The sequence below is a fragment of the Enteractinococcus helveticum genome (genome assembly GCF_020742345.1).
In the GTDB taxonomy this organism is placed as follows: domain Bacteria; phylum Actinomycetota; class Actinomycetes; order Actinomycetales; family Micrococcaceae; genus Yaniella; species Yaniella helvetica_A.
Window position 1 is genome coordinate 1 of sequence record NZ_DYXC01000151.1, and the last position, 4,691, is coordinate 4,691.

The 4,691-nt window shown below is 55.3% G+C and carries 7 protein-coding genes; 3 read left to right on the forward strand and 4 right to left on the reverse strand.

The features are described 5' to 3' along the window. The coding region (locus K8V32_RS13085; protein ID WP_303908330.1) for a DUF6037 family protein at positions 1-563 on the forward strand (563 nt) is incomplete at its 5' end. Positions 564-615: 52 nt separating this feature from the next. On the opposite strand, the gene K8V32_RS13090 is transcribed toward K8V32_RS13085, so the two are convergent. The 3 genes from K8V32_RS13090 to K8V32_RS13100 are packed head-to-tail and all read right to left on the reverse strand — an operon-like array spanning position 616 to position 3,900. Next, positions 616-1,851 carry a dihydrolipoamide acetyltransferase family protein gene (locus K8V32_RS13090; RefSeq protein ID WP_303908333.1) on the reverse strand — a complete coding sequence of 412 codons (1,236 nt, stop codon included), beginning with the start codon at positions 1,849-1,851 and terminating at the stop codon, positions 616-618. 10 nt (positions 1,852-1,861) lie between these two features. Continuing rightward, complete coding sequence (locus K8V32_RS13095; RefSeq protein WP_303908336.1) at positions 1,862-2,839, reverse strand: alpha-ketoacid dehydrogenase subunit beta; 978 nt, start codon at positions 2,837-2,839, stop codon at positions 1,862-1,864. A 29-nt stretch (positions 2,840-2,868) separates the two neighbouring features. Beyond that, positions 2,869-3,900 carry a thiamine pyrophosphate-dependent dehydrogenase E1 component subunit alpha gene (locus K8V32_RS13100; RefSeq protein WP_303908338.1) on the reverse strand — a complete coding sequence of 344 codons (1,032 nt, stop codon included), beginning with the start codon at positions 3,898-3,900 and terminating at the stop codon, positions 2,869-2,871. Between the two features lie 10 nt (positions 3,901-3,910). Between K8V32_RS13100 and K8V32_RS13105 the strand changes: the two genes are divergently transcribed. Continuing rightward, the gene (locus K8V32_RS13105; RefSeq protein ID WP_303908341.1) at positions 3,911-4,102 is read left to right on the forward strand and encodes a hypothetical protein; all 192 of its coding nucleotides are present in this window, start codon (positions 3,911-3,913) and stop codon (positions 4,100-4,102) included. Between the two features lie 49 nt (positions 4,103-4,151). Continuing rightward, entirely contained in the window at positions 4,152-4,475 is a 324-nt protein-coding gene (locus K8V32_RS13110; RefSeq protein ID WP_303908344.1) for a hypothetical protein, read from the forward strand. Here the strand turns inward: K8V32_RS13110 and K8V32_RS13115 are convergent. Further along, on the reverse strand, positions 4,453-4,691 hold a 239-nt coding region (locus K8V32_RS13115; RefSeq protein WP_303908347.1), incomplete at its 5' end, for a hypothetical protein. The genes K8V32_RS13110 and K8V32_RS13115 overlap by 23 nt on opposite strands.

Consider the following 4,691-nt stretch of genomic DNA (forward strand, 5'->3'; position numbering starts at 1 on the left):
GGCGGATTCAGACACCAACTACACTCATTTTTACGATGAGCCCATTTAGTTACAACAACAATCTCGGTCAGATCCATACTGTCTTTATTACAGATGAGCAACCGTATGTTCTTTTCCTTGCAGTCCGTGGTCCACAGCCGCACCCCTACACTTTCGAGCTTCTAGTTCACCGTGGCTACCGTGTTGGGAGTTATCTAGGAGAGCACTACAAGCCACTACTGAATGCTCTCGGCGTCAAGTCCAATCCCGATAATCCGTTTTCGACCAAAAAATTTTTGACGCATCTCAATGATCAAATTCCGAGTGATTGGAAACCGCGCGAAATACCTACCGAACTTCTTGCCTTAAGGAGTTCATCGAAGAACATTGAGGAACGCCACAAGCACTACTTTGTCGGATGGCGAGTACACAACGAGAAACGAGTCACTGTTGAAAATCTCGATAAAACTCGCCAATTGATCGGTCAGGAGGCGTACCGTCGCTGCCACATGAGCAACATCAGCAGCTGCTGGTCCGAAAACGAGCACGAACGGAAATCGATAACTCCACCCCCGCACCGCTAAATCGGGACCTGGCCACACTAAAGAGCATGACCAGATCTGGTGTTAGCAGCTATTAGACCAGTTGTTTCGACTCCTCCAACAACTCAACGACCTCCGCAAGGAACAGGGCTGACGGGTACCCGTCGTTGATACGATGATCAACGGTTAGGCTCAGTGGCAATTCTTGGCGCCACATCAGTCCAGTCCCAAAACGTGCTGGCACTTCGCGCACACGACCCACACCGAGGATGGCCGACTGCGGTGGATTGATGATCGGGGTGAAGAAATCCACACCCTGACCACCCAACGCCGTCACGGTGAAAGTTCCAGCTTCAAATGCATCGACACCCAACTCGTTGCCTCGAGCACGATTAGCCAGATCCCGCGTAGCCTCAGCAATCTCGGCCAAACCAAGCTGGTCGGCATCGCGGATAACCGGAACAACCAATCCATCGTCAATGGCGACGGCGAGACCGACGTTAATCTCGCCTCGGTTGACGATGGTGTCATCTTCCAAGCGCGAGTTCAGCATCGGATGGTTGCATAAGGCGAGCGCAACCGCGCGCACAACCGCGTCCGTGAACGACGGTTTAGTAGCCCCACCAGCGATGTCCGAACGCATGGTCGCAAAATCCGTGACATCTGCGGAGGTTATCATAGTGAACTGAGCGGTTTCCAGCAGGCTGATGTGCATTCGTTGTGCAATCACCTTCCGCAACCGCGAAACCCTCTGGCGAGTGCCCTCTTCTCGTTTGACCGGCACGGTTGGCGCTGAATCTTGAACATCAATGGCAGCCTGCACATTTTTGACGACGATGCGACCCTGGTTGCCCGTGCCGGTCAGCTGCGTCAGATCGACGCCGTGTTCTTTGGCAAGTTTTCGAGCCAACGGAACCACACCGTGCACACGCCCCGAATGCATCCGGGCGGCTTCGATGTCTCGCGTCACCGGGTGGGTCTCCGTCAGATCCTCGACGGCTGTCGTTTCAACCGCGGTCGTTCGCGTTGTCCCTGCGGCCGATTTCGCTTCGCCCTTGGGCTCATCTTGCGGGAGTTTTTCGCCTGCTGGTGCGCCGTCTCCAATAGTGCACAGCACAGTGTTGACCTCGACTGTTTCATCAACGTCCACCAGGATTTCCTCTACGGTTCCCGCTGCTGGTGCGGTCACCACATCGGTGACTTTCGCAGCCTCAACCTCAACGAGCGTCTGGCCTTGAGTGACTTCATCTCCGACGGTCACGTACCACTGGGTGACCGTACCTTCGGACATGGACATGCCCCACTGTGGGAGTTTAATTTCGGTAGTCAATGACCCCACCTCATTCCATCGTCTTGTAGACGGCGGCGACGATGCGTTCCGCATTCGGATACAGCGGCTTTTCCATCGTCTGGGCATAGGGGATGTGCGTGTGCGGTGTAGTCACGCGTTGAATTGGAGCCTCCAAATCCCAAAACGCTTCTAGGGCAATTTCTGCTGCAATATGTGAAGCAATCGAGGAGAAGTCGTGGCTTGGGTCAACCACAACGACCTTGCCGGTCTTGGCTACCGACGCCAGGATCGCGTCCAAGTCCAACGGGAAGATTGATCGTGGGTCCACGATCTCGGCTTCAATACCGTCCTGGGACAGGTGGTCCGCGGCCACTTCGGCTTCGCGCAGTGTGCCAGCAATTGTCACGACGGTGACATCGGAGCCCTGGCGTTTGATGTCAGCTTTGCCCAGCGGGATGGTGAAGTCTTCCTCGGCATCTGGCACCTCACCTTTGACCGCGGTGCGCGAGAAGTCTTCAAACACCACCACCGGGTCGTTGGTTTGGATGGCCGTGCGCAATAACCCGTACATGTCTTTGGGTGTCGACGGCGCAATAATCTTCAACCCCGGCAGCGTGGCCAGTGTGGACATCGGCCGGTCCGAGTGCTGTGCGGCGTTGCCCACGTTATACATCATTGGCATCCGAATAGTGATGGGTAACGACGTCTGGCCGCCGTAAATGTAGGTCGATTTGGAAATGATAGACACCAACTGGTCCATAGCCACATAGATAAACGGTGCGATCTCAATTTCAATGATCGGGCGCATGCCGACCATCGCGGCACCGGCGCCAGCACCCAGGTAGCTATTTTCCGATATTGGGGCGTCACGAACGCGTTCCAACCCGAATTCCTCGGATAGGACGCCGTTCTTATTGCCCGCCGTCCCGTTGATATTCCAAGAAACATCAAGACCCATGAGGAATACCTTGTCATCACGGGCCATTTCTTCACGTTGGGCTTCGACGATTGCATCGAGATACGTCATTGTTCTCATCAGTCTTGATCTCTTCTCGTCTAGCGTCGGATCTCGACGGGTTCGGTAAATACGTTTGTGAATGCCTCTTCGGGCGCTGGTTCCGGCGAGGCTTTTGCAAATTCGACGGCGGCGTCAACCTCTTCGGCAATGCTGAGATCGATGGCATCGAGTTCACTCATGTCAATCCCGAAGTCATCGGTACGATCACGGAACAGGATCAGTGGGTCTCGGTTGGCACGCCAGTCTTCAACTTCTTCGGCATCACGGTAGGCTTCCATGGGCAGGCCGATCGCGTGATTTTCATACCGGTAGGTGCGAGTCTCCACCAACGAAGGGCCGTCACCGGCGCGTGCCCGATCCACTGCGGTTTTCACTGCCTCGTAGACGGCCACAACATCTTGGCCATCGACGACAATGCCCGGCATATCGTACGCCACCGAACGTGCTGCAATCGATTCGGATGCCACCACTTTGCGCCAGGCGGTCAGTTCGCCGTACCCGTTGTTTTCACACACATACACCACGGGCAGTTCCCAGATCGAGGCGATGTTCAAGGACTCGTGGAAAGTACCTTCGTTCGAAGCGCCGTCACCGAAAAAGCACAGCGTGACCTTATCTTCACCCTGCATTTTCGACCCCAGGCCCGCTCCAGTTGCCACTGGTAGCCCAGAACCGACAATTGATGTCTCCCCCAGCGAGCCAATCGAGAAGTCCGACAGGTGCATCGAACCGCCTTTACCCTGGTTCACACCGTCAACGCGTCCAAACAGTTCAGCCATTAAGCCCTTGATATTGGCTCCTTTGCCGATGGGATGCCCGTGCGAGCGGTGAGTGCCAACCATATAATCGGTGTCCTCCAGCGTCAGGCAGGACCCAACAATCGATGCCTCCTGCCCGGTGGAGGTGTGGAATGCTCCATACAGTTGACCTTTGAGGAGCAGTTCTTTTGTAGTTTCTTCGAATTGTCTGATTCGACTCATCCGACGATATGCCTCGATGAGCTGGTCGTGCTCGAGTTTCATAACCCCTGCTGTCCAGACGCTTGTGCCAAGGACGGCCTCAGCTTCCACGCCCTGAAATGTGCAACTCACAGAAAACGGCCCATCCGCCGTCAAGAAAATCGGCCGATTATTTGGGACGCTAGCAGGGGGATTTTTTCCCGACAAGACCTTCAGCAGCATTCCTGACGACGACGCCAAAGATTCATATCGCAGTGGCAACGCGTTAACATCGTGGACAACGTTAGACGGCACTGTCGGCGTCACCGACTGAGACTGGTGGGTTCTTGTTCACCAATTTCACTAGGATTTTCAAGTACTTTTTGACACTCGAAGAAACTGCTGAAGTCTACGCCTCACAGCGCGGACCTCCCCGACCGGGCCAGAGCTTGATGTACTGTTCCGGGGTGTTGGACGGTTCTGGAGAACTACAACGGGAAGTAGACACCATGATCCGCTGGAATCCGGCACGATGGTCTGGCTGCCCCATCGCGCGCAGTGTCGGTTCGTCATCGGAGCAGACGGCATCCGGTTCTCAGCGTCCAGCAGCGCAAACCAGCACTGAACATCACCGCCGTCCTGCTGACGACGCTGGCGTGGGCATCTCCATTATTTGCCCGGGAGTTAGTCCCGGAACTCGGGGCTGAGCCAGTCCGGGTTATATTGATCCAGCGGCGAGTAGTCGATCACGATCTCATCGCCGTCCAGGGTCACCTGGAATTCCATGGGCTCAAAGAACCCGACCTGAAACGGGGAATAGACGCGTTCGCGGTCCATCCAGTCTTGATCTTCATCATCACGAACCTGATAGCTCAGATGTATACTGCCCTCGGTCACGCGTGCCACAACGGGCCCGGAATATT

What these genes read in the sequence shown, in the direction of transcription:
- K8V32_RS13095 (WP_303908336.1), bottom strand. Translation starts at nt 2,839, where the DNA reads ATGACGTATCTCGATGCAATCGTCGAAGCCCAACGTGAAGAAATGGCC.